Origin of the sequence: Candidatus Palibaumannia cicadellinicola (genome assembly GCF_000754265.1) — a bacterium.
GTDB lineage: Bacteria > Pseudomonadota > Gammaproteobacteria > Enterobacterales > Enterobacteriaceae > Baumannia > Baumannia cicadellinicola_B.
The window spans coordinates 613,581-637,599 of sequence record NZ_CP008985.1 but is presented as its reverse complement, the minus strand read 5'-3'; the positions used below and the strand labels follow the sequence as shown (position 1 = coordinate 637,599).

14 protein-coding genes and 2 pseudogenes are annotated in these 24,019 nt (G+C 39.6%); 1 reads left to right on the top strand and 15 read right to left on the bottom strand.

Annotated features, from left to right (window positions below; translation table 11 throughout):
* Position 1: 1 nt before the first annotated feature.
* The 6 genes from recB to mutH all read right to left on the bottom strand — a co-directional run bounded on the left by recB (position 2) and on the right by mutH (position 10,172).
* Positions 2–3,580, bottom strand: coding sequence for an exodeoxyribonuclease V subunit beta (recB, locus tag IM45_RS03035; RefSeq protein WP_038499126.1), 3,579 nt, complete (start codon positions 3,578–3,580; stop codon positions 2–4).
* Positions 3,558–6,932 carry an exodeoxyribonuclease V subunit gamma gene (gene recC / locus IM45_RS03030; RefSeq protein ID WP_038499122.1) on the bottom strand — a complete coding sequence of 1,125 codons (3,375 nt, stop codon included), beginning with the start codon at positions 6,930–6,932 and terminating at the stop codon, positions 3,558–3,560. The genes recB and recC overlap by 23 nt, the downstream gene beginning before the upstream one ends.
* A 74-nt stretch (positions 6,933–7,006) precedes the next feature.
* Positions 7,007–7,801: a thymidylate synthase gene (gene thyA, locus IM45_RS03025; protein WP_038499119.1), complete on the bottom strand. Its 795-nt coding sequence runs from the start codon at positions 7,799–7,801 to the stop codon at positions 7,007–7,009.
* Between the two features lie 25 nt (positions 7,802–7,826).
* On the bottom strand, positions 7,827–8,684 hold the full coding sequence (gene lgt, locus IM45_RS03020; protein WP_038499116.1) for a prolipoprotein diacylglyceryl transferase: 858 nt from the start codon (positions 8,682–8,684) through the stop codon (positions 7,827–7,829).
* A gap of 109 nt (positions 8,685–8,793) precedes the next feature.
* Positions 8,794–9,330: an RNA pyrophosphohydrolase gene (gene rppH / locus IM45_RS03015; RefSeq protein WP_038499114.1), complete on the bottom strand. Its 537-nt coding sequence runs from the start codon at positions 9,328–9,330 to the stop codon at positions 8,794–8,796.
* Positions 9,331–9,476: 146 nt separating this feature from the next.
* Positions 9,477–10,172 carry a DNA mismatch repair endonuclease MutH gene (gene mutH / locus IM45_RS03010; RefSeq protein WP_038499111.1) on the bottom strand — a complete coding sequence of 232 codons (696 nt, stop codon included), beginning with the start codon at positions 10,170–10,172 and terminating at the stop codon, positions 9,477–9,479.
* A gap of 191 nt (positions 10,173–10,363) precedes the next feature.
* Between mutH and metC the strand changes: the two genes are divergently transcribed.
* Positions 10,364–11,548, top strand: a complete 1,185-nt coding sequence (gene metC, locus IM45_RS03005) for a cystathionine beta-lyase (RefSeq protein WP_420021796.1) — start codon at positions 10,364–10,366, stop codon at positions 11,546–11,548.
* 67 nt (positions 11,549–11,615) lie between these two features.
* On the opposite strand, the gene accA is transcribed toward metC, so the two are convergent.
* The 9 genes and pseudogenes from accA to rseP form a co-directional block, all read right to left on the bottom strand.
* Positions 11,616–12,575: an acetyl-CoA carboxylase carboxyl transferase subunit alpha gene (gene accA / locus IM45_RS03000; RefSeq protein WP_038499108.1), complete on the bottom strand. Its 960-nt coding sequence runs from the start codon at positions 12,573–12,575 to the stop codon at positions 11,616–11,618.
* 16 nt (positions 12,576–12,591) lie between these two features.
* On the bottom strand, positions 12,592–16,098 hold the full coding sequence (gene dnaE / locus IM45_RS02995; RefSeq protein ID WP_038499105.1) for a DNA polymerase III subunit alpha: 3,507 nt from the start codon (positions 16,096–16,098) through the stop codon (positions 12,592–12,594).
* Positions 16,099–16,136: 38 nt separating this feature from the next.
* A pseudogene (gene lpxB, locus IM45_RS02990) lies at positions 16,137–17,201 on the bottom strand (lipid-A-disaccharide synthase).
* 6 nt (positions 17,202–17,207) lie between these two features.
* Positions 17,208–17,997: pseudogene (lpxA, locus tag IM45_RS02985) on the bottom strand (acyl-ACP--UDP-N-acetylglucosamine O-acyltransferase).
* Positions 17,998–18,007: 10 nt separating this feature from the next.
* Complete coding sequence (fabZ, locus tag IM45_RS02980; RefSeq protein WP_260086824.1) at positions 18,008–18,454, bottom strand: 3-hydroxyacyl-ACP dehydratase FabZ; 447 nt, start codon at positions 18,452–18,454, stop codon at positions 18,008–18,010.
* A gap of 133 nt (positions 18,455–18,587) precedes the next feature.
* Positions 18,588–19,628: a UDP-3-O-(3-hydroxymyristoyl)glucosamine N-acyltransferase gene (gene lpxD, locus IM45_RS02975; RefSeq protein WP_038499099.1), complete on the bottom strand. Its 1,041-nt coding sequence runs from the start codon at positions 19,626–19,628 to the stop codon at positions 18,588–18,590.
* A gap of 3 nt (positions 19,629–19,631) precedes the next feature.
* Entirely contained in the window at positions 19,632–20,129 is a 498-nt protein-coding gene (skp, locus tag IM45_RS02970) for a molecular chaperone Skp (protein WP_038499641.1), read from the bottom strand.
* Between the two features lie 86 nt (positions 20,130–20,215).
* Positions 20,216–22,654 (bottom strand): outer membrane protein assembly factor BamA, encoded by a 2,439-nt coding sequence (bamA, locus tag IM45_RS02965; protein WP_260086081.1) that lies wholly within the window; start codon positions 22,652–22,654, stop codon positions 20,216–20,218.
* Entirely contained in the window at positions 22,635–24,008 is a 1,374-nt protein-coding gene (rseP, locus tag IM45_RS02960; protein ID WP_038499096.1) for a sigma E protease regulator RseP, read from the bottom strand. Before rseP ends, bamA begins: the two co-directional genes overlap by 20 nt.
* Positions 24,009–24,019 lie beyond the last annotated feature (11 nt).

The following is a 24,019-nucleotide window of genomic DNA, read 5'->3' as shown; positions in this document are numbered from 1 at the left end:
CTTAAGTATATGCTTCGCCGCTAAACATCTGATCTAATCTATTTATTAGCGCTACATCTGGCCGACACGTATAAATACTATTACAAGGTAAATCAATGTTAACACCACGGAGAAAAAGATAAAAAATCCCACCAAAATTACGTTGATAGTCGTAATCTACCAATCTTTGACGCATATAGCGGTGCAGCGCTAGGGTATAAAGCTGGTATTGTAATTCGTATCTATGTATGATCATTGCCTGCTCTACGGCCAACTTGGTGTAAGCATCATTGTCCTGACCAAGCCAGTTAGATTTATAATCCAGCAGGTAATAACGCTCTTGCCAACAAAACACGAGATCAATCACTCCTTTCAGCATTCCTTTTACTGGTGGAAAATCTAGCGGGGGACAACGCGCTGACAAAAGATCATAATGCTTACATAACTTATCCATATCTTGCGCCTTAACGACTGTATTTACCGGTAGTATAAATGGTAACTCAGCACAACAACTCCCGCGATTTAGCCTATTGAGTGACAGCGTAGTACCGTTAAGCGACGTAGTAACTACTTTTTTGATCCACTGTTGAAGGACTGGGAGCCAACTTTGATCGAGACAATTTTTCATTAGCTCTCTACTCAACCAATTACTATCTAGTGACTTAGTAAAATCTAGATTTTCGAATAGGCTGTGTAAAAACTTTCCAGCTAATGCACCACATGGGAAAGTATGTGGTGTTAGTTGCTGTATATTCTGCTGGTAGTTATGGTTATTGCCAGCTGGCTCTACATTAAACCGTGGTTGTCGATCTACCATGACCGATGTGCTGTTTTGTTGTAAACCCGTGTAACTGGTTACTCGCCAGAGATCAAATGAAGGAGTTTGCCAAGATCGTGCCCTCAGAGCGATATTAGTAGTTTGTGCTGGTACAGATGTCAGCGGCAAAGATTGTGGATTATTAATGTCACATAATGCTATATCTCCTCCTGCACGATACCGCAACTTTTCTAATTGGCTACGTAGAAATATCGCGTTACCAACATTTCCCTGTTGTATTAGGTAACCTAAGGCACTGAAGTGCAAATCGCTAGTACCAGTTTTTTGACGACTACCATGAAATAGCGGAGCGATGCCGATACAGCAGTGGTAAATTGAACGAGTTACTGCTACATACAATAGCCGTAAATCTTCTGCTAGACGTTCCTCTTCCGTTAGCTTGATACTATTAGGCGACGCACTTAAATCAAACCAGGCTTGATATTGTTGTCTATCATGAAATAACGACGATTTTTTCTGTCGGAAATTACAAGCAAACGGAAGTATAACTAGTGGAAACTCTAATCCTTTAGATTTATGTACAGTCATAATCTGCACTAGATGACTATCGCTTTCTAGCCACAGTTGCTGATTTTTATCCTTCTTATTTGGTGATCTAATCTGCGAAGACAGCCAACGCACTAGCGCATATTCATTATCTAGCTGTACCGATACTTCCTGTAATAACTCACCTAAATGTAACACGTTTGTAAAACAACGCTCACCGCCGCTGCGGGCTAGTAATAATTCTGCCATACTGTTTCTAATTATTATATGATGCAACATAGGCCAAACGCCGCGCTGTAGCCAAATGTTACGGTAGGTAGTAAATTCAGCTATCCATTTATTACGATAGTACTCATCACTATTAAAAGCCTCGATAACCTCAGCGTCACAGCCTAGTAAGCTAGTAGCTAAAGCGCAGCGTAGTTTAGTGTCTTGTTCAGGCTCCAAAGCAGCCTGTAATAGCCACATTATTTCACGTGCCTCAGCTGTATTAAACACACTATTAAGGTTAGAAAGGTAAATAGACTGGATCGATAATACTGTCAGTGCATCGCTAATTAGTGCTGCTTCGTTGCGGTCGCGTACCAAAACCGCAATATCCGATGCCTGTAATGGCTGCTTTCTTTGATTTCCTTCCAACCATGCTAGCCCAGAAGAGGCGGCTCTTAGCCAGTCGCTTACAGTGGTAGCACACTGGCGCGCCATAATCTTTTGGTAATCACTAACTCCTACGGCATTACTTACTTGTAGCCATAATAACATTGCAGGTTGTGGTTTGTTGTGTAGTAAAAACCGCAACCTAGCGTTACACTTTGCAGCAGCTACTGGTTGAAATGGAATATCGCGAAAAATAAATGGCGTAGGTAAGCATAGGAATAGCTGATTAACAGCATTTATCATTCCAGGAGCAGACCGCCAGTTAGTATCAAGTGTGTAGTGATACTTTACTAATTCACGCGCGCGCATATAAGTAAAAATATCCGCACCACGAAATGAGTAAATAGCTTGTTTAGGATCAGCAATGAGTAATAATACTGAGCTAGTAGACACGCCATATAAACGGTTAAATATGCGGTATTGCTGTGGGTCTGTATCCTGGAATTCATCAATCATCGCCACCGGATATCTACTACGCACAGCCTGTGCGATAGCTTCGCCTCCCTTGCTAGCTAGTGCGCTCTCGAAACGTTTGAGTAAATCATCAAATCCAATCTCATCCCGTAGTTTTTTTTCTTGCGCTAAAGATTGGCGTATCTCATCAAGCGCTAACATCAAAATGAATTCTCGCAGCGACAAGGGTTGACGGTATAATTCTTCTATAGACTCAAATAATAAATGATGCTGGGGTTCTCCCCGGCAAGTATTTTTCTTTAGTACCGAAGTTTTGAATCGTTCTAATTCCTTTGGGATTTCGTAATCCACTGTTGGTTCATGAGCCCATATACTTATTTTTTTGAGCCAGCACAATAGATTTTTTTTACTATATACTAAGCTATTTAAATTATTTCTCTTAAGGATCAGAGGTAGATGCTGTGCAAAAGTATTCCATTGTTGCTTCAATGCATTAATCTTGGCAATAATGCTGTTATGACAATCAATAATTGACTTATTTTTATTGAGTGGATTAGAGACAACTAGCGCTTCGCTATGTAGATAAGGCAAGAGTTCTATTAGGAGATGATTAGGGCTTTTCCACTGCTGCTGAATTATTCGCGCTATCGTCTCTGGTAATGGATAGCAGTAACGCCGCCAGAAGTCAGCACTTACCTGTTGAAGCAAATATGATTCATCTTCTACAAAATGGTTTGGAAACAGCACTGCAGATTCTAGCGAGCTATGATTGAGCATCCTCTTGCAAAAACTATGAATTGTAAATATCGCTGCCTCATCTATTTGCTGTTCTGCAGTAAGTAATTGGCGGGCAGCTAGTGGCAAATTTTTTAGTTGTACTAGTAGGGCTGCTAGTAGTGGATCGTTACTGTAGCCACAAAAACAGGACAGACGTAAACGGTGAATATTCTCGCGGATACGGCAACGTAGCTCTTGGGTTATTGCCTCCGTAAATGTTACTAATAAAATTTCTTTTACGCTTAATGGCCGATAGTAGGCGGATTCTCCGCCTAGACCTAGTAGCAATCTAAGATAAAGTGCAACTAAAGTATAGGTTTTTCCGGTACCAGCAGAAGCTTCTATCAAGCAACTATGTTGGAGCGGCAAAGTAATTGGGTTAATAAGACTGTGTGTTGTGCTAAACTTATTGATTTTCCTTTGAGTCATATTTGATAATATCCGCAATATTACGCTTTAACAGTGGTAGAAAATAAGACTCTGCCGCTTTAATTGTTGCTATAATATCTTTTTCATTAAATTCACGTATTAGCCGTTGTAAATAGGGATCGCTATTTTCACCAGGAAAAAATTTATCTCCTTGCCAAGCCTGCATCATTTTATCACGCGCTTCTCTTTGACAGTTTTCTTCCCAATTTATAGTCCTAGTTTTACGGTTAAAGCAGTAATGAAGCCATGCTCCACCTGAACGATTTAGTAAAAATAAGGGCTCTGACATTCCTTGCCAATAACCATTAACTATAATTTGTAAATACTTCTGAGCTTCCTCTGCTGAGACTGCTAAGAAATGCCACTGACTATTGGTACCAAACATACGGCTTTCACCCTTACCGCCCATAGCGCAATAGGCAAGATGTTCGATCCATAGTTGTAAACCATCTTTCATAGCAAGATAACTCGGACGCCAGCGTAATAAGCCATTATCTTGCACTTGCGATAACCAGCCAGTCAGCTCTGTGTTACCAATAGTTAATATGACTTCCTGGCTACGCGGCTCCGGCAGAAGAAATCTACGTATATTATCTGCTAATATCGTCATTTTATGGCACTGTTTGGTCCAGTATAATTTGCCAAAAGCACCATAAGTTAGTAGACCAGCTGCACGCACTTTTTGGTATAATACATCAAGGTCTTTTTCTTCAATGAGTGTCTTTAATAGTATTTCGTTAATCTGATAACGGTTAATACCAGTTATAGTAAATGGTTCTGCTTCAGCGATATCTTGTGGTTCTTTGCAAAACCAAATAGCTAGTCTCTGCTGAAACCAGGCACGTACTGGATGGTTATAAAAACGATGCAAATTATCTAACAACAGCACATCTTCTGATTTACCCTTTAGTAACCTAATAAAATTTGGTGGCTTGCCCTCAACATCACAACTAGCTTTAACTTTAGCGGCTCCAAGCCATTCCTTAGCAAAACTATGATTTTCACTACCTGGTATAAAATTTTCAGGCGCAAAAGGCATGCGACTGTGCCATTGCCATAACTGAGTCCGCACATGCATCGCGCTCGTTTCTTCGTCAAGCTGTTCATCACCGGGGAGATAAAAACTTTGTGCAATATAATCAGTTAGCTCACGAACCAATACCGATGGATAGCGTGGCGTATTATCTTGGATTGCCCTACCAATAAAACTGATGTATAGTCGTTGTTGGGCAGATAATAATGCTTCAAGAAAAAGATAGCGATCTTCATCGCGCCTATTACGATCGCCGCAACGCGGCTGCTGTGCAATTAAATCGAAACCTACCGGTAACTTAGAATGCGGGTATACACCGTCGTTCATTCCGAGCAGACAAACTACTTTAAAAGGAATCGAGCGCATTGGCATAATGGTACAAAAGTTTATGTGACCTGCCAGAAAACGTTGGCTTGTCCGTTCTTTCTTAAGACGTATGATTAGTTCATCATATAGTATAGTAATTGGTACGAGTTGATCATAATTTGCTTCGATACCAAGCTGCAGCATCTGCTGCCAGTTATTTACTACGATCGCCAGCGCGGTTTCCGCTTCGAACTCAACTTCCGGGATGAAAAAATCTTTTATTATATCGCTTGCGCAGGTTAGCCATTCTTTTAGCTGACGAGGCTTAGCTAAGTTATTGCGCCAGCGGCGTAATATCATAAGTAGTTCCGCCAACTTGCCTACCAATTCAGCTATTAGTCCGCTTGATTCATCATAAGGTAGAATTCCCTGCCAAGCTCCGCTTTTACTCTCCATCGCATAGCCTAACAACATGCGGTTTAAACCAAACTGCCAGGTATGTTGACCAGTTGCTGGCAACATCAGATCACGCTGGGTATCATCATCGAGCCCCCAGCGAATCCCAGATTCTGCTACCCATTGACGTAATAACTTCAAATGTTCTTTACTAATCGAGAAACGGGCTGCTAGCGTTGGAATCTCTAGCAGAGCTAATACTTGTTCAGCGGTAAATCTACTACGTGGTAGTTCAAGTAGACTGAGAAAAACCGGTAACACCGGATGGATATGTCTTACTTGACGATCAGAAATAGCAAACGGCAGATAACGATCTGCTACAGCATTGCCGAATACTGCCTGAATAGCCGGGGTATAAAGATCAATATCAGCAACCATGACAATTACTTCACGCGGTAAAATATATGTTTCGAGCGCCATAATATTCAGTAGACTATCGTGTAAAACTTCTATTTCTCGCTGTGGACTATGGCAAAGGTGTATACTTAGAGAACGATCTGTAAGTTGTAGCAATCTTTTGCTCTTGGTATAATTCGGCATATCAGAGTGAACTCTATACACCGTATAGTCCTCTAGTATATCTTGCTGTAATAAACTAAGCAGGCATTCTTTCCCAGATGATTCGACAAAAGCTTCTACTTCCTGCACGTTATTTAGCTGAGATAACATATATAAAGTATCTCTGCCTAGTTTACCCCAAGATGCTAATAGAGGATTACCTGTTGGCTGATCTCTTTGGTCGTTAAGTGTCAGCGTCTGATAGTGTCCTTGTAGTAGGGGTAGGGTGAGACACGTATTATTACGTATGTCTCCCCAGTAGTAACGGCAGGGATTTATGAACATGAAATGAATATCTATATGGTTGCCCAGCGCCTGTAGTGCTTGCAAATAAGTAGGTGGTAGTGAAGAAATTCCGCAAAGAAATATCCTATCAGGCAATCCTGGTGGACGTTTTGCACTTTGCATTAGGGTATTAATGAAGCACTGATATAAATTAGCACGATGCCATAAGAAAATATTTGTACTAGAAATATCTTCGATTAATGCTTGCCACAGCTTAGCTTGCCAGCGTTGATCCTCACCTAAATTATCCAGTAGTTTACCATGCTGCCATCTTTCTAACCAGTCGGGGCGAAAGACAAGATATTGGTCAAAGAGATCTGCAACACGTGCTGCAAAATGAAACTGTTTGCGCTTATCTACGTCATCACGTAGATACTCACCAATCACATCAAAATTAGGTTGATTGTAAAAACGCTGCATGATTGTCATTAATCTCCAAGTCATTGCTGACTTAGAGAACATACTTTCGGCGGGAACATCTGGTAGTACACAGGTAAACATTTTCCAGATGAAACTTGCAGGTAAGGAAAAGTTAATATTAGCTGCAATACTAAATGAGACCGCTAACTCCATCTGCATCCACTGTGCCATACCATAGCTCTGCACCAATATTACTTCTGGTTGTAGCGGATCACGTAGCTGACAGTGAGATATTAATCTAGCAGTTAGAGTTTTTAGCAAATCTAGTTGGTTAGAATGATAAATAGTGAACATAAACTCTTAACAACATGGGTAACTTAGTTGCCATAATCTATCTTTCTTTTTATACAAAGACGATCTAATTTTCTTTAGATGGCTACCGGTGCTTTGATGGCAGGATAGGGATCGTAACCGCTCAAAGAGAAATCTTCAAACTGATATTTAAATAATGACTTAGGCCGGCGATGAATAATAAGCTGTGGTAATGATCGTGGATTACGTTTTAATTGTAGATCTGTTTGATCCAGGTGGTTACGGTACAGGTGGATATCTCCACCTGTCCAGATGAACTCTCCAAGCTGGAGATGACACTGTTGTGCTATCATATGCATGAGTAACGCGTAACTAGCGATGTTAAACGGTAGACCTAAGAAAAGATCGCACGAGCGTTGATATAGCTGACATGATAAAATGCTATTAGCAACATAAAATTGGAAAATTATATGGCATGGTGCTAGCGCCATTTGGTTAATTTCGCCAACGTTCCAAGCAGAAACAATAATACGGCGCGAATCTGGATTATGTTTTAATTGAAATATCACATCGCTTAATTGGTCAATGTAATGTCCGTCTGCAGTGCCCCACGCACGCCACTGGCGACCATAAATTGGACCCAGATCGCCTTTTTCATTTATCCATTCGTCCCAAATAGTCACTTTATGTTTCCTTAGATAACTCACATTAGTGTCGCCATTAAGGAACCAGAGTAATTCATAGATAATTGAACGCAGATGGCATTTTTTAGTAGTGATCAAAGGAAAACCATGACGTAAATTGAAGCGCATTTGATGACCGAAAATAGATAATGTACCAGTATTAGTACGATCTTTTTTTAATATACCCTGTGTGCGTACTAGACGCATCAATTCTAAATACTGTTTCATAAAACTTAATAAAGTTATTGATCAGTTAAGTCAGGCGGCAATAAGCCCAGAAGATAATAATGGTACCGGCAAGAATCATTGGCACAGAAAGAATCTGTCCCATACTCATGATACCGTTCAATAATCCTAATTGAATATCAGGTTCGCGGAAAAATTCTACTATAATGCGGAATACTCCATAACAAATGAGGAACAAGCCAGATACGCTACCTATTGGACGCTGCTTATAAATGAAAAGATTCATAATGATAAATAACACTAAACCTTCAAGTATCATTTCATATAACTGAGACGGGTGACGAGGTAGCATACCATATTGCTCAAATAGCAATCTTAATTCTGGATTCGTAAGTAGTAGTGCTTGATCAGCATTCCTAGAACCTGGGAATAACATTGCCCAACTCGTATCAGTGGTGACTCTGCCCCAGAGCTCACCATTAATAAAATTACCTAATCGTCCGACTCCTAGGCCAAACGGAACCATTGGTGCTATCAAATCAGATACTTGGAAAAAATGTCTTTTGGTGCGGCCTGCGAACCAAAAAATGACCGTAATAACACCAATCAGACCGCCATGGAATGACATTCCACCATCCCATACTTTAAATAAATACAGTGGATTATTTAAAAATAGCTGTAAGTTATAAAATATAATATAACCAATACGCCCGCCAATAAAGAGACCAAGAAAACATATATACAACAAATGTTCTACTTCTTTTGTTGTCCAATCACTATAAGGCTTGTTGACGTATCGCATTCCCATCCACATGGCAAATAGAAAGCCTACTAGATACATCATACCATACCAATGCAAAGAAACTGGACCCAAAGAAAACAAAACCGGGTCTATCTGAGGAAAAGATAGATATTTTGTGATCATTTACTACCACCACAATTTAGATAATATTTTTTAACGGACTACTTTTCGATAAAGTAGTATGATAACTTATTAATAGACTTTTTGGTCTTGAGATATCTTTTTTATAATATTAAACACTTGTTTTTCTTTTATAAGTCACAACCGGCTCTTGTGTTGCAGTATCATGCCACTGTAGCGGTATTACTACGTTAGAAAATTCCTTCATCACTCTACGGTACACGTCCCGTTTAAAGGAAACTACCTGACGAACCGGATACCAAAAGCTAACCCATCGCCAGCCATCAAATTCTGGTATCTCCCCGCGCTGCATATTGATTTCTACATCCTGACATACTAGTTGTAACAAAAACCATTTTTGCTTCTGACCGATACATATCGGCTTGGTGTCCCAGCGTACGAGCCGCTTAGGAAGCTTATAACGTAACCAATTACGTGTTGAAGTTAAGAGACTAACATCTTTGCGGCTTAACCCTACTTCTTCAAACAATTCACGGTACATAGCTTGTTCAGCAGTCTCACCAGTATTAATACCACCTTGTGGAAATTGCCAAGAGTTTTGTTTATATCGCCTAGCCCATAATACCTGTCCATCTATATTGCAGATTACAATACCAACATTCGGGCGGTAGCCATCATCATCGATCACCGAACTGCCTCGATTACATAACAAACATAACAATATGTTTTGATTGTTTCATACTAGCACATTGCGGTAAACTATTGCTTTTGAAGATTAGTTTTTGTAAATTCATCGTATAAAATATGATTATTAACTAATATTTGTATACAGTACTATACTAAAAAATTACGTGCTAGTAACTGACCAGTAAAGTTCTTTTTGAGGTAAAAACCTAGCGGTATAGTTCGAATTGGTTGCCCTAACTCACCAATAGCTGTAGTTAAAGACCTACTATTAGCAGCTTTTGGCCGTAATTGTAGTACTTCACCATGGCTAGCAGTAATATGCTTGATTTTACCTAATACAATCAGATCCATGAGTGCCTCCCAATCGCACTGTAACTGGAGTACTTCTTGTGAATCTGGGCTCCACAATAGCGGAGTACCGATGCGCCGTTGAGCTAAAGGTATTTCACGTTGTCCCTCTACTGGGATCCATAAAACTCGCGCTAACTTATAGCGGACATAGCTTACTTCCCATGTCATACCACTATTACCGGTAAGTGGGGCTACGCAGACAAAGGTTGTTTCTAGCGGTCGGCCATTTCTATCTACTGGAATAGTTTTTAATTCAATACCAATGGCTGCAAAGTCTTGCTCAGGCTTATTACCTGCGCTCGCACCAAGATATTGTTCCAGTAATGCACCGATCCAACCTTTATATCGCTTAAGGCTGTCTGGTATAACTATAGTTGCATGCGCAGCTAGTTCTCCAAGAGAAAAACCAGCCAGCGCTTTAGCACGGCGCAATAGTTCTCTTTCATTAGCTGGAGGTTTCATCGGAATAAAAAGCTTAAAAAGTGTGCTCATTGAAGCATTCCTATGATGAGTTTAGTATCTTTTCATGTTATACTTATAATTTATATTATTTTAAGTACTATTCTAGTACTAATCTTATGTACAAAAGCATATACGGTACAATACTATGGTACCGTTAAATGAAGTTCATGTTGCTAACACTTCTATATTAATTTAAGTATAAAGGCAAAATGCGTATCATTATGGCTAAAAAATTAGCAACAATGCTCACAAGCGTCGGTAGAGACCAAAAATTTACCCATGGCGCAGTTAATACAGTGATACAACGTGCATCCTCAATAGTGTTCGATTCAGTCCAAAAACAAAAACAAGCCGCTGCGGGACGCAGCTCCGGCGAGTTGTTTTATGGTCGCCGCGGTACTCTAACCCATTTTGCGCTGCAGCAGGCGATGGTAGAGTTGGAAAGTGGCGCGGGCTGCGCCCTTTATCCTTGCGGAGCAGCGGCGGTAACTCATGCTATTCTTTCTTTTGTATCTGCAGGTGGTCATATTTTAGTTACTAGTTCTGCTTATGAACCAACCCAAAACTTCTGCAAGCATATTTTAGGAAAAATGAATATCACGACTACTTGGTTTGATCCACTAATAGGCGCAGGCATCAGTGATTTAATTAGGCATAATACTCAGATTATTATGCTCGAATCACCGGGTTCCATAACTATGGAGGTGCAAGATATTCCTGCCATCGTGCAGGCAGTACGTGTGAAAAAACCTACTATTGTTATTATGCTTGATAATACCTGGTCAGCTGGAGTATTACTTAAGGCATTAGATTTAGGAGTAGATATTTCTATTCAAGCAGGCACGAAATATATTATTGGTCACTCTGATGGAATGATCGGTACAGCAGTGGCTAATGCTCGTTGCTGGGATCAGTTGCGTGAGCAATCATATCTAATGGGACAAATGGTTGATGCTGATACGGCTTATATGGCTTCGAGGGGATTACGTACGCTTGGTATCCGGTTACAACAGCATGAGGAAAATGGACTATGTATTGCACACTGGCTAACTCAACGCTCTGAGGTAGCAATGGTTAACCATCCAGCACTACCGGGATGTAAAGGACACGAAGTTTTCATACGCGATTTTAGCGGTGCTAGTGGTCTATTTTCTTTTGTTCTTAAACAGAGGCTGAGTGATACTCAGCTTGCCAATTATCTAAATAATTTCAAATATTTTAGTATCGCTTACTCCTGGGGAGGTTTTGAATCATTAATTCTAGCTCACCAGCCAGAAGAGCTCTCCGCTATTCGTCCTGCTGGTGGTATAGACTTCACTGGTACATTAGTACGGCTACATATCGGGCTAGAAAATAGCGATGATTTGATCAAAGATTTATCCGAGGGCTTTACACGTATTGCATAAACTTCTGAGATTCATGAAGTTAATACTCCAATTATTTTTCAGCCACAGAGTAAACTAATACCTTAACTTAACAATAACCGTATTTCATTATACGTTGATAACGACGGTTGAGTAGTTCTTCTTCGTTCATTTCATCTAATTCTGCTAGATCAAACAGTAGCTGTTTTTTTAAGGAAGCAGCAATCGTAGGTACATCGCGATGAGCGCCACCTAGAGGTTCTGGTATGATACTATCAATAAGTTCAAGCTCTTTGAGGCGCATAGCGCTGATTCCCATTGCTTCAGCTGCGAGCGGCGCTTTATCAACGTTTTTCCACAATATAGACGCACAGCCTTCTGGCGATATTACTGAGTAAGTGCTGTATTTAAGCATATTCACCTTATCCCCAATACCAATAGCTAATGCTCCACCAGATCCACCCTCACCTATCACGGTACTAATAATCGGGACTCGTAAGCCAGTCATCTCACGTAAATTTGTAGCAATAGCTTCGGACTGACCACGCTCCTCCGCACCGATACCTGGATAGGCACCGGGGGTATCGATAAATGTTAAGAGTGGTATACTAAATCGATCAGCCATATCCATTAAGCGTAATGCTTTACGATAACCTTCTGGGGCTGGCATACCAAAGTTACGATAGATCTTATCTTTAGTTTCCCGTCCTTTCTGGTGCCCAATTATCATCACTGGACGCAAATCTATGCGTGCTAATCCGCCGACGATAGCTTTATCGTCGGCATAAGCGCGATCACCTGCTAGTTCGTCAAAATCGGTAAAGATATACCGTACATAATCTAGCATGTATGGTCGACGGGGATGCCGTGCCAACTGAGCAATCTGCCATGTACTTAGATTCGAAAAAATTTTCCTAGTCAGTTCTATGCTTTTTTCACGTAAGCGCTGAATCTCTTCATTGAGATTAATATCACATGTTTCATTTTTACTACTAACTGATGTCAACGAGTCAATCTTTGCTTCTATATCGGCAATAGGCTGTTCAAAATCAAGAAAATGGATACTCATACATAGTATGTCTCTATTAGTCAAATTCTAGTTGAACCTGTTCATTGCCTACCAAAGTACGTAAATCATTTAGTAAATGGTCAGTTGGCATAACCCGCCAAGTGGCACCTAAATTAAGCCGTACACGTGCATTTTCACTATGATAATAAAGATGTACTGGAATAGTTCCTAAAACATGTAATTTAAAAGATAAATAAAGATGGTTTAAAAACTGTTCATTAATTTGTTTAGCAGTCAGCGATATAGCAAGTGCACATGCATATTTTTTACGTGCGGTGTTAATATCCATGATATTACGTGCAATTATCTTAAAACTTTCGTTAAACTTATCAAAGTTAACTTCTCCCTCGACAAGCAAAATACGGTCTTTTTCTAATAAAGCTTGGTGTTTTGCGAGCATATCTGTAAAAATAATAACGTCTAAATGTCCGGTGCGATCATCTAGAGTACACATACCAATACGATTACCTTGCTTGGTTACTATTACTCGTACTGATAAAACTAAACCAACTATGGTTAGTCTTTTACCTTGTGCTATAAAAGGTATATCTTTTAAGCGTACTCCTCCAGAATAATATTCTATCTCATATAAGTATTGTGTAATAGGGTGACCTGTTAAATAAAATCCCAACGTTTCCCGTTCACCCTTTAAAATAACCTGTTCCGACCAGGGGAGTACATTTTGGCTCTGAGAATAGTTCTCCGATATTTTCGTTATAGGTTCAATTGTCGGTTGATCTACTCGAACACCGAACATATCTATCTGACCTATGGTCTCTAATTTAGCATGCTGATCTGCGGTCTTCAACGCAACATCTAACAAGTTAATAAGTGCCGCGCGGTGCGGTCCTAGTATATCGCAAGCACCAGATATGATTAGCTTTTCTAGCACGCGTCGGTTCACTTTTTTGATTTGTATACGTGTACACAAATTAAATAAATCGTTAAAATCTCCGCCTTGATTTCGGGCTTCTATAATCACCCCTATCGGCCCCTCACCTACGCCTTTAATTGCGCCGAGACCATAAACGATCGCTCCATATTCATTTACATGAAAATGATACTGACCTGTATTGATATCTGGCGGCAGTACTGTAATACCCATGCGTAAACATTCTTCTACAAGTCCTACGACTTTATCTGTATGATCTATATCTGCTGTCATCGCTGCCGCCATGAATTCGGCCGGATAATGCGCTTTAAGCCATAACGTTTGGTAGGAAACAAGCGCATAAGCTGCAGAGTGAGATTTATTAAAACCATATCCAGCAAAGTTTTCTACCAAATTAAAAATCTTCATTGAGAGCTCACCGTCGATACCAATTCGTTCTGCACCCGCTTTGAAAACTGCGCGCTGTTTCGCCATTTCTTGAGGTTTTTTTTGACCCATAGCGCGGCGTAACATATCTGCTTCGCTAAGTGTATATCCTGCAAGTATCTGGGCTATCTGCATTACCTGTTCTTGATAAAGAATAATACCGTAGGTAGGTTCTAAAACTTGTTGTAAAGACTGGTGTTGCCACTTCAGATCAGGATAGCAGATTGCTTCACGTCCATGTTTACGATCGATAAAATTATCTACCATGCCAGACTGAAGCGGACCAGGACGAAATAGTGCTACTAATGCTATTATATCTTCGAAACAGTCTGGCTGTAGGCGCTTAATAAGATTTTTCATGCCACGTGATTCGAGTTGAAATACGGCAGTAGTATCGGCACATTGCAGCATCTCGAAGCTTTTTTGGTCTTCCAACGGAATTGCAGCAATATTAAGATCATTCAGATCTTGAAGTGCGCGCTTAGCGTTAATCATTTCTAGAGCCCAGTTTATGATGGTTAGAGTGCGTAGGCCGAGAAAATCAAACTTGATTAAACCAGCGTGCTCTATATCGTTCTTATCAAATTGAGTAACTGGATAATTACCCTCTGCGTCACAGTATAGTGGTGCGAAGTCGGTAATTTTGGTAGGTGCAATAACTACTCCGCCTGCGTGTTTACCCACGTGGCGGATAATCCCCTCTAACTTCCGCGCCATATCTATTAACACCTTGACATCTTCATCACAGTTATAGAGAGCTTTTAGCTGCGGTTCAGTCATTAAAGCTTTTTCTAGCATGATTCCTGGATCATATGGCACGAGTTTAGAGATTTTATTTATCAAGTGGTAAGGGTAACCTAATACTCTACCGACATCGCGGATAACCGCCTTAGCCGCCATAGTACCGAAAGTTATGATCTGTGATACTGCGTGACGACCATAAGTTTCGGCCACATGATCAATCACGCGATCTCTTTTTTCCATACAGAAATCAACATCAAAGTCTGGCATAGACACACGTTCAGGATTGAGAAACCTCTCAAATAGTAGATCAAACGCCAGCGGGTCGATATCGGTTATTTTAAGTGCATAGGCAACTAGAGAACCAGCGCCTGATCCACGTCCTGGCCCTACGGGTATACTGTTGTCTTTCGACCATTGTATAAATTCCATTACGATGAGGAAATAGCCTGGAAATCCCATATTATTAATAACTTGCAGTTCTGTATCTAGTCTTTCATCGTAAGGTAATCGTTTCTCACTCCGCTGCCTGGAATTTGGGAAAATAAAAGTGAGTCGCTCTTCTAATCCTTTACGTGAATATTTAATTAAATAGTCTTCGGTAGACATATCACCGGTCGGAAACTGCGGTAAAAAATATTCACCAAGGCGGATAGTGACATTACAACGACGAGCAATTTCCACGCTATTAGCTAACGCTTCAGGCAGATCGTAAAATAACTGACACATATCTTGTTCGCTACGAAGATACTGCTGCGAGCTGTAGTTACGCGGGCGCTTAGCGTTATCCAAAGTATATCCATCATGGATCGCAACTCTAATTTCGTGGACATCGAAATCATCTGGACTGAGAAAACGTACGTCGTTGGTAGCAACTACTGGTAAATCATAGTGCTTCGCTAGCTCTATCGCCGCGTTCAGATAGCTTTCTTCATTTGGTCTACCAGTGCGAACTAGTTCTAGATAATATCTTTGTGGAAAATAGCGCTGGTAGAAAGCGACACACTTTTTTACTTGTGGCATTTCGCCACGCATTAATAATTGGCCAATATCACCTTGCTGTGCCCCAGAAAGAATAATTAAGCCTTCATTATGCTGGATAAGCCAGTTACGATCGATCACAGGACCAGCTGCACCATAGCCTCGCTGATAGGCCTGAGAGATAAGCATAGTTAAACACTGATAGCCAAAGTTATTGGTAGTTAGAATAGTCAATTTCGTTAGTTCATTGCCTAGTATCTCACTTTGCATTAAGAAATCAGCACCGATAATAGGCTTAATACCAGCATGGTGGGCTATGTTATAAAATTTAATGATCCCACAAATATTAGTGAAATCTGTAAGAGCTAGCGCGGGCATCTGCAGCTCAACTGCTTTGTCGACTAATGAATGAACTTTGATCAATCCATCAATCATGGAATAGTCGCTGTGTACATGTAAGTGAATAAAACGTGGTTCTCTCATTGGTTTTAATTTTTGTAGACTACATAGAGTTTAACCGTTTAATCATTAATTAACGCGAGAACAGCGAGCGCAGCTTGTTCGTCAGCATTACAGCGTATTTGCTGATGCAACTCGCGGAAGGTAGTAAGTAATCTGGCGCGATGATAATCGTTGCTCAATAGCGGCATTAAAACCGCCGCTAGATTATCTGGACAGCAATTTTCTTGCAATAGTTCTTTTACTAATTCACAACCAGCTAGTAGGTTTGGTAAAGATACCCAAGGAGATTTTACTAATCGCCGCGCTAATGGGCACTTTGCTAGCATGCACTCTAGCGTCGCGGTACTAGATGCTAGCAATGCAGCATCTACAGCAATCATCGCCTGAATGGCCTGATTATCCAATCAACGTAAGCGTAATGCTGGAGCTACTTTTTTATGTATCCGTAAAAACTGCTCGCGTCGTGCCTGATTTATTAACGGTACAATAATCTCTAGACCAGGGAAATGCTGGCTTAATATTTCAGCGCTGCGTAGAAAATCAGTACTTAGTATTTCGACCTCCATATGACGGCTACCAGGTAACAAAGCTAGACAGCGTACATCTAGCGGAATACCTAGTTCTCGCCGCACAGCCTGCTTATCAGGATCTAAAGTATTGCATCAGCTAGAGTATGACCTATAAACTGGCAAGGAACATTGAACCTATCATGAAAATGTTTTTCAAACGGTAGAAAAGCTAGGATATTATCGGTCGCACGGCCGATCTTAAATACTCTTTTCTGACGCCAGGCCCACACAGCAGGACTCACATAGTGAATAGTACGAATACCGCGCTTCTTAAGACGGCCTTCTAACGTAATGGTAAAATCTGGAGCATCGATCTCTACAAAAACATCAGGCTGTAACATAGTGAAGCGGCGTGTCAAATCGCGGCGTATTTTCAGCAACCTTGGTAGGCGCTCAATAACTTCGACAAAACCCATGACAGCTAGCTCTTCCATATCATACCATGCTTCCATTCCTTGTTATATGGCAGCGGAGTGCACGGATAAGACCTGCACCAATAATGTCACCGGAGGTCTCACCGGCTACTAGTCCAATAGTGATAGGACGCAACGTCATATTAGCTTAGCGGATAATGCCACGCTGTGAGCGTCGTAAAAAATTAATGAAAAGATTAACGATTTTATGTTCTACTAAAGAACTTTCTAGTTCCTCTTTTGCTTCTTTTAGTGTCTTGCCGCTACGATAAATAATCTTATATGCCGCGCGAATAGCATGCAATGTTGTGTGATCAAAACCGCGGCGTTTTAACGCTCTAGTATTTAAACTAAATAGTATTGCATGGTTACCCTGAGCAATTACAAATGGTGGTACATCTTGGGTGACACCTGAACAAGTACCTACCATAACATGAGCACCAATCACACAAAACTGATGATTACGCTGTCATTGGTGGTATGACAGCGTAATCATCTACGGCAACATGACCACCGAGAGTTACATTGTTGGCCATAATGCAGTGATTGCCCACGATGCAATCATGAGCGATATGTACATTAATCATAAGTAAATTATAGTTACCGACTCTAGTTACTTCTCCGCCTTGTGCTGTACCACGATGGATAGTTACGGTTTCCCTAATCTGGTTACTATTACCAATTTCTACTCGTGTTGGTTCGCTAGCATACTTTAAATCTTGGTTGATTTCTCCTATTGATGCAAATTGATAAATTATATTATTTTCACCTATAGTAGTAATATTTTTAACTACTACATGAGATTGTAGTATCGTGCGTGCGCCAATTTCAACCTTTGATCCAATCAAGCAGAAAGGACCAATACGTACGTTAGCATGAATAATAGCACCATGTTCCATAATAGAGCTAGGATGTATACAAGCTGATTTATTGATCACGTCATCAGTTTTACTGTCGGCGGGCGCACATCATTGATGCTTCGCAAGCAACTTCTCCATCAACTTTGGCAATACCTTTAAAGCGTGCGACTCCGCGACGTTCTTTGATAAATTCAACTTCTAATATCATTTGATCGCCTGGTTGTACTGGACGCTTAAAACGAGCTTCATCAATGGCAGCAAAATAGTAAAGCTCACCCGGATCTAGTTTACCAGCGCTTTTGAATGCTAATATTCCAGTAGCTTGTGCCATTGCTTCTAAAATTAACACACCAGGAAAAATTGGTTTCCCAGGAAAATGACCTTGAAAAAAAGGCTCATTGAAAGAGACGTTTTTTACCGCATATAGAAACTTCCATTCTTTAAAATCTAGTACGCGGTCTACCAATAGGAATGGAAAGCGGTGGGGTAACAGTTCTAATATCTCTTCAATATGTAGAGTATGAGAGTCAGTAATCAAAATACTCTTCCTATCATAAGAAAAATGTTGTATCAACAATACTACCTGCGTCAATCCCGGCAAGACAAACAAGCTGGTTGCGAATAAAAAAATAGCTTAGTAAGTCAAAACGATAGTAAGCACATTATGTTTATGTAACATTAGCAATGAATTTGTGTGCTAATTGTCGTTCAAGAGCTTTCATCCGCTGATGCATATCACGGATCTTCATCACTAAAGTAGTAGTTTTACGCCATGTTTGATTCGGTTGTAATGGAATACCAGAGGAGTAAACACCGGACTTAGTGATTGATCGCATGACCATGCCCATACCAGTAATCGTCACCTGATCGCAAATTGTTATATGGCCATTGATAACGCTAGTGCCACCAATCATACAGTCGCGACCAATAGTTAAACTACCAGCCATAATAACACCACCAGCTACTACGGTATTGTCGCCAATTACGACGTTGTGCGCAATATGGCACTGATTATCAATAATGACGCCATTACCGATGCGGGTATCATCCAGCGCACCTCTATCTATAGTAGTGCAGGCACCAATCTCTACGCTGTTACCGATAATGACACGACCTAACTGGGGTATTTTTACCCAATGGTTATGATTATTAGTATAGCCAAAACCGTCGGCACCAATAACTGTACCAGACTGAATTAGACAATTCTCGCCAATATCGATGTCATGATATAGAGTAACATTGGCCCATAATCGCGTGCCCGCACCTATTTTGGTATTTTTACCAACGAAACAACCTGGTCCAATTTTGACATCATGGCTTAGTAAAACTCCAGCTTCTACTACCACATTAGCACCAATCGAAACTTGTTCACCTAGGATCGCATCAGGAGAAATCACAGCACTAGCAGCAATATCATGAGCTGGTTGCGGAGTAGTATCCATAAGCTGTGCTATGCGAGCATAGATGAGGTACGGATTTTTTACGACTAGCGCTGCGCTGGTACAAAACGGTAGAGCATCTTCGGAGATTACAACTGCCGAAGCCTCACAGTACGAGAGTGTTTTACGTAAACGACTATCTGCTAAAAAAGTAATATGACCAGCTTGTGCGCTGCTCATTGAAGCAATGCCGGTAATGACAATATTGCCGTCACCATATAATTGTGCATGTAACTGCTGTGCTAACTCCGCTAGTAAAATTGAAAACATAATTTATAATACCTGTTTCAGCACATCAGCTGTAATATCTTTAGTGTTGCTGGCGTAAGCAACGGCGTTTACATCTATAACTACATCATAACCTTTTTTGCTAGCAATCTTTTTAACTACATCTTGAATACTAAGAATAATTTTATTACGTTCTTCGTTTTGACGACGATGGTTATCCTGTTCGAAAGCTTGTGCTTTATTGGAAAACGTCTCGCGTTGCACAAGTAGTGATCTTTCCAGTGCACTACGCTCATTGGCGTTCATAACGGAGCTATTACGTTGTAGACGTTCGATTTGTGTTTGTAGATCTTGTTCTAGATACTGTAATTCTGTGACGCGTATCTTAAATTCTTGTTCTAGCTGTTTAGCGACCAAGGCACGCTGCGGAGACTGTTGGAAAATGCTGGAAATGTTAACTACCGCAATTCTATCTGCTGCCTGTGCATTAGTAGAGGTAACCAGTATAAAAATTAGGCCCACGGCATATAACCATTTTTTCACCATAAACTCCTTAGTCCAAAAATTTTTTTTTACTCAATTTCCCAATGCTAATTAAATACTCTAATATCTCTTACAAACAGATAATATTACCACGTTTTGCCTATATTAAACTGGAACTCCTCTGCCTTATCGCTGTTCTGTTTTTTAATGGGCTGAGCATAAGAGAATACTAGTGGACCAAGTGGTGACATCCACTGTAGAGATATACCACTAGAAATACGGATCTTACTAGGATCGCTGTAGTCAGAAATTCTAGCTACATCGGTAGTATATGTCTTTTTCCAAAAGGTATCCCACACCGTACTAGTGTCTAAAAATAAAGATGTACGTAACATATTGTAGTTATTTATAAACGGGGTTGGTACAATTAACTCGGCACTAGCAATAGCCATGGCGTTGCCCCCTACAGTGTCGTTCGAATTTTCTACTTGATAATGACTATCGCTTTGTTTATTAGCATTATAGTGATAATAAGCAGCTTTAGGACCAATACTATTAGATCGAAAGCCGCGCATGGTGTTAAACCCACCGGCATAGAAGTTGTCGTAAAAAGGAACTTCTTTGCCGTATAAACCTTTTGCATAACCAGCATGGGCACGTTTTAATAGTACCCAATGATCATCCTTGCTTAAAGAAATGTAATTACTAACATCAAAGGTAATGTGATAATATTTATTATCAGAACTAGGTACTGCAACTTTACTAGATAAACTTAGACGTGATCCAATAGTAGGGAAATAGCAATGATTCAAGTTATTATAATTCCAACCTATATTAATAAATAAATCATCAGTATAGAAGTTCAAATGAGTGTAGTTTTTATTTCTTGTGATTACTTTATTATTCCAACTATTCCCTTTTAGGTAACGCAATATAGCAACCTGAGGTTTAATCTGAGTCAGATTATTATGTACATAATCTATGCCTAAGCTAAAAGAGTGATTTTCTTTGATAGGCAAGTTAAGCTTGGTGCTAATACCGTAACTTTTTCTATCATAATTAGATAAATCTGCATTATTAGCGTTCAAGTTATTATAGAATATTTTTCCAGCTAAACTAACGCCATCAATAGTTAAGTAAGGATCTTTCATTGATAGTACGATGTTAGTATGGTGGTCGTTATTTGTACCACTGACTCCTACTAAGTTACCAGTTCCAAGCCAATTATCTTGTTGAATACCAAATTTAAAGCTTACACCACTCTCGGTTCCAAAGCCTACTCCAGCACTAATACTGCCAGTATTACGTTCTTTGATGTAGTAAACTACATCAACTAGATCTTTTGAATCGAGTATACGTTCTATTTTGGTTTCTACTTTTTCAAAGTAACCTAAACTTTTTAAACGTTCTTTGCCTTGATCTACTAGGTTTCTACTAAGCCAAGTTCCTTCTAGCTGTCGCATTTCCCGGCGTAATACTGAATCTTTGGTCATTCGATTGCCTTTAAAAATGATGTAACGTACGTAAAATGGTATGCCAGAGTCTACTCTGATATGCAATTTTACCGTTTTATCAAAGTCATTTATTTCAATCTGAGTTACTACTTTGGGATATGCATAACCATAACGTCTTAGTAGCAACTTGATATATTTTTCCATCTGAGTTACTTTAGTCATGCTATAATATTCACCTAGTAGCATTTTAGAGAGTTGTTCAATCTCGGTAACATGGCCGGCCATATTTCCATATACTACTGTACCGGATAGTTGATACTGCATACCTTCTGTGATATATATTGTAATGTAAAGATCATGCTTATCCGGGGTCAAATTAACCTGAGTTGAATCAATGTTAAAACGTGCGTAACCACGATTTAGATAAAATCTACGTAAAGCTTCTATATCTTGATCTAATTTCATTTTTTGGTATGTACGATTACCAATTATGTTCCACCAAGAAACTTTATCACGTAACTGAAAGTGTGAGATTAGCTCCGCTGTAGTAAAAGATTTGTTACCAATTATGTTGATCTGCTGAATCTCGGTAGATATTCCTTCATTACAGACTAACTTTAAGTTTACGCGATTATATGGCAAGGATTTAACCATAGCTTGAACCTTGCTACTGTATTGACCAGTGTTATAGTAAAAATCTTTCAGTGCTTTTTCGAGATGAAAAATGGTAGTGTCATTAAGTACTTCACCTACTTCAATATTATAAGCTTTTAAATTATGTTTAAATATATCATTATTTAATAATTTATTTCCCGAAAAACTTATATTAGCAATAATAGGACGCTCTTTAACTTGTATGATCAATGAATAGCTATTACGCAGCACCCGAACATCTTCAAAGTATCCCGTCGAAAATAAGGCATGGATAGCATTACCGATATCTTCATTAGTTGCCATGTCTCCGACATGTACCCGCATACTAAGTAAAGCTGTACCTACAGTAATGCGTTGTAATCCTTCAAAATTAATATTATTTACTAAAAATCTATCGGCACTGTATATAGTAGTACTACTTAAAAATAGCAACACTATAAGTCGCTTTTTCATCTTCTCATAGCCTGGATATATCATTAAAAAAGGCTATACCCATTAATAATACTAGCAAAATAGTACTAATACGGTAACTAAATTCTTGTACTATTGGAGATACTGGACTACCTTTTAGTTTTTCAATTACCAATAATAGTAGATGCCCACCATCTAAAATAGGTAATGGAAATAAATTCATAATCCCAATATTCACACTGAGTAATGCTAAAAAAATAATATAGTAGATTAATCCATATTCAGCTGATTTACTTGCATTCTGAGCAATAGCAATAGGACCGCGTAGAGTATATAACTTAATCTCTCCATTGATTAATTTACTAAATATAGAGGCTGTCAATCGTATTAGCTGCCAGGTGTTTTTAACAGCCTGAGTGAATGCAGGTAAGGGACCTAATTTTAGTATGGTCTGATATTTAGGGGATAAATTTATAGCTTGAGGTATGATACCAGCAAAACCTTTTACTTGATTTTGATCTACTAATTTGCTATCCGGAATCAAAGCAATTTCCATTGCACTACCTTGACGTTCGATAATAACAGCTAACTTCCGTCCAGGATTATCCCGTACTTTCATGACAAACCATTCCCACTCTCTTATCCACTGACCATCGACTTGAACAATCTTATCGCCAGCTTGTAAACCAGCTTTATCTGCAGCAGTACCTATTTGAACCTGAGCAATAATAGGTTTGATACGTAAATCACAAGGTATTATCCCTAAGGCTAACAAAATATCTTTATCTTCATATTTGGCATTTAAGTTCAAGTCGTGTAAATCAACCGTTTTTCTATCAAAAAACATAGAGCCTAATTTTGCTACATCTATGCGAATTGCATTATTACCTATCTTGTCAAGAAGTGGCAGACGTACGGAATTCCAATCAGGTTTTTCGATATTGTCAACCGACTTTATTGCTATTATGGGAGAAATATCTGCCTGGGCAACAATTGAATTAGGAGTGATACTGCTGATAATAGGCCGGCAACTTGGTATACCGATCATTAATACGATCCAATAGGCAATAATGGTAAAAATGAAGTTAAAAGCTGGTCCTGCGGTAATAATTATGGCACGTTGCGAGATAGTTTTATGATTAAATGTTTCATCAAATTTGTTATCAAGATATTTAGATGGCACTATATTCACATGCTTTTCTAACATTTTGACATAACCGCCTAGAAGAATAGCAGAGATCACGAACTGAGTACCATATTTATCACGCCAGCACCAAAGTACGGGTCCTAAACCGATAGAGAATCGCTCTACGGTAACACCATAACTACGGGCTACCAAAAAATGTCCTAATTCATGCACGATGATTAAAGTACCTAGCGAAACAATAAAAACGAAAATCACTAAACAAAAATGTAACATAAGCTCTCCCA

Excerpts from the sequence above, each read along its gene's own strand:
- recB (WP_038499126.1), bottom strand. The coding sequence starts at position 3,580 with ATGACTCAAAGGAAAATCAATAAGTTTAGCACAACACACAGTCTTATT.
- recC (WP_038499122.1), bottom strand. The coding sequence starts at position 6,932 with ATGTTCACTATTTATCATTCTAACCAACTAGATTTGCTAAAAACTCTA.
- thyA (WP_038499119.1), bottom strand. The coding sequence starts at position 7,801 with ATGAAACAGTATTTAGAATTGATGCGTCTAGTACGCACACAGGGTATA.
- lgt (WP_038499116.1), bottom strand. The coding sequence starts at position 8,684 with ATGATCACAAAATATCTATCTTTTCCTCAGATAGACCCGGTTTTGTTT.
- mutH (WP_038499111.1), bottom strand. The coding sequence starts at position 10,172 with ATGAGCACACTTTTTAAGCTTTTTATTCCGATGAAACCTCCAGCTAAT.
- metC (WP_420021796.1), top strand. The coding sequence starts at position 10,364 with ATGGCTAAAAAATTAGCAACAATGCTCACAAGCGTCGGTAGAGACCAA.
- accA (WP_038499108.1), bottom strand. The coding sequence starts at position 12,575 with ATGAGTATCCATTTTCTTGATTTTGAACAGCCTATTGCCGATATAGAA.
- dnaE (WP_038499105.1), bottom strand. The coding sequence starts at position 16,098 with ATGAGAGAACCACGTTTTATTCACTTACATGTACACAGCGACTATTCC.
- lpxD (WP_038499099.1), bottom strand. The coding sequence starts at position 19,628 with ATGTTTTCAATTTTACTAGCGGAGTTAGCACAGCAGTTACATGCACAA.
- bamA (WP_260086081.1), bottom strand. The coding sequence starts at position 22,654 with ATGATATATCCAGGCTATGAGAAGATGAAAAAGCGACTTATAGTGTTG.
- rseP (WP_038499096.1), bottom strand. The coding sequence starts at position 24,008 with ATGTTACATTTTTGTTTAGTGATTTTCGTTTTTATTGTTTCGCTAGGT.